The sequence below is a fragment of the Pseudonocardia pini genome, assembly GCF_013870575.1.
Classification (GTDB): Bacteria; Actinomycetota; Actinomycetes; order Mycobacteriales; family Pseudonocardiaceae; genus Pseudonocardia; species Pseudonocardia pini.
The window spans coordinates 1-1,316 of the sequence record NZ_JACBXB010001111.1 but is presented as its reverse complement, the minus strand read 5'-3'; the positions used below and the strand labels follow the sequence as shown (position 1 = coordinate 1,316).

The 1,316-nt window shown below is 74.8% G+C and carries 2 protein-coding genes and 1 pseudogene; 2 read left to right on the top strand and 1 reads right to left on the bottom strand.

Translation table 11 applies throughout. The features are described 5' to 3' along the window. Positions 1–21: 21 nt before the first annotated feature. Entirely contained in the window at positions 22–465 is a 444-nt protein-coding gene (locus tag H5J29_RS32985; RefSeq protein ID WP_181784804.1) for a hypothetical protein, read from the bottom strand. A gap of 180 nt (positions 466–645) precedes the next feature. On the opposite strand from H5J29_RS32985, the gene H5J29_RS32980 reads away from it, so the two are divergent. Then, positions 646–1,119 (top strand): MarR family winged helix-turn-helix transcriptional regulator, encoded by a 474-nt coding sequence (locus H5J29_RS32980; RefSeq protein WP_312858513.1) that lies wholly within the window; start codon positions 646–648, stop codon positions 1,117–1,119. Beyond that, positions 1,116–1,316: pseudogene (locus H5J29_RS32975) on the top strand (MFS transporter); the annotation flags it as partial. The gene H5J29_RS32980 and the pseudogene H5J29_RS32975, both read left to right, overlap by 4 nt.

Below are 1,316 nucleotides of genomic sequence, written 5' to 3'. Positions count from 1 at the left end.
GGGCGGCGGGCTCCTGTCCGCTCAGCGCGACGGCGATGGCGCGCGCCTGCGGCTCCCACTGCGCGTAGGCCTCCGGCGCGGCCGAACGCGGGACCAGCTGGGCGGCCTCGGTGACCGAGACCTCCTGCCGGTCCGGCAGCTCCTCCAGCGCCCGGTAGAAGGCCTGCGCGGCGTGACCGGGTCCGTGACCTGCGCGTACGTGCCCCAGCCCTGGCTCGGCCGCTGCTGGAACAGCCCTGCGGAGTCCCGGTCCCCGTCGGGCAGGTTCGCCAGCCGGGACTCCTGCATCGCCGTCGCGACGGCCACGGTCACGGCGTGGTCCGGCACGCCCTCCGCGAACCCCACGCCTGCGACCGTCGCCGCGTTCTCCGCCTGCTCGGCGGTCAGCGAGAACCACGCGCCCGCCGCGGTGACCCGGCACCCGGGCTGCGGGCGCGATCCCGTCCACCACAGGACCCCGTCCACCACAGCACCCCGCCCACCACCAGCACCCCGACGAGCGCGCGCGAGCAGGGTCAGTGCCGTCCGACGCGCGCCACCCATCGTGCCCGACCCCCTCCACGACGAGCGAACGGCACGCTCGCTCAGACCTAGTGAGCGAGCCGGCCGTTCACCAATATCTGACAGGGCTGTTATATTAGCGCTGTGACATCGTCCGACCCCACCCACGAGAGCTGGCTCGTCCCCCTCAAGGCCCTGCTCGCGGACATGGACGGGGCGATCGCCGAGCTCTACGCCCGGCGCGGGGTCGCCGGCGTCCGGCCGCGGTTCTCGATGGCCCTGATCCGGCTGCACCACCGAGGCCCCCTCTCGGTGAAGGAGCTCGCGGGGCAGGTGGACGTCACGCACTCGGCGATGAGCCAGACCGTGGCGGCGATGCGGAAGGAGGGCCTGGTCGAGACGACTCCCGGCGCCGACGCCCGCACCCGGCTCGTCGCCCTCACCGCGAAGGGCGCGGCGCTGGTCCCGTTCCTCGAGGCGGAGTGGCGGGCCACCGAGGCCGCGGTCGCCGCGCTCGACGGCGAGCTCCCGTACCGGGTCACCCAGGTGATCGCGGACATGGCGGCGGCCCTGCGCGAGCGGCCGTTCGTGGACCGGATCGAGGCGCAGCTCGGGTGAGGGCGGGCGTCGACCTCCGCCCGCTGCGCGAGTCCGCAGACTTCCGCCGCCTCTGGCTGACCGGCTCGGCCTCCGCGCTCAGCGCCCAGGTCGCGATCGTCGCCGTCCTGTTCCGCGTCTGGGAGCTGACCGGCAGCAGCGCGTGGGTGGGGGCGGTCGGGCTCGTCACCGGGCTCGCGACGGGCGTGTTCGGGCTG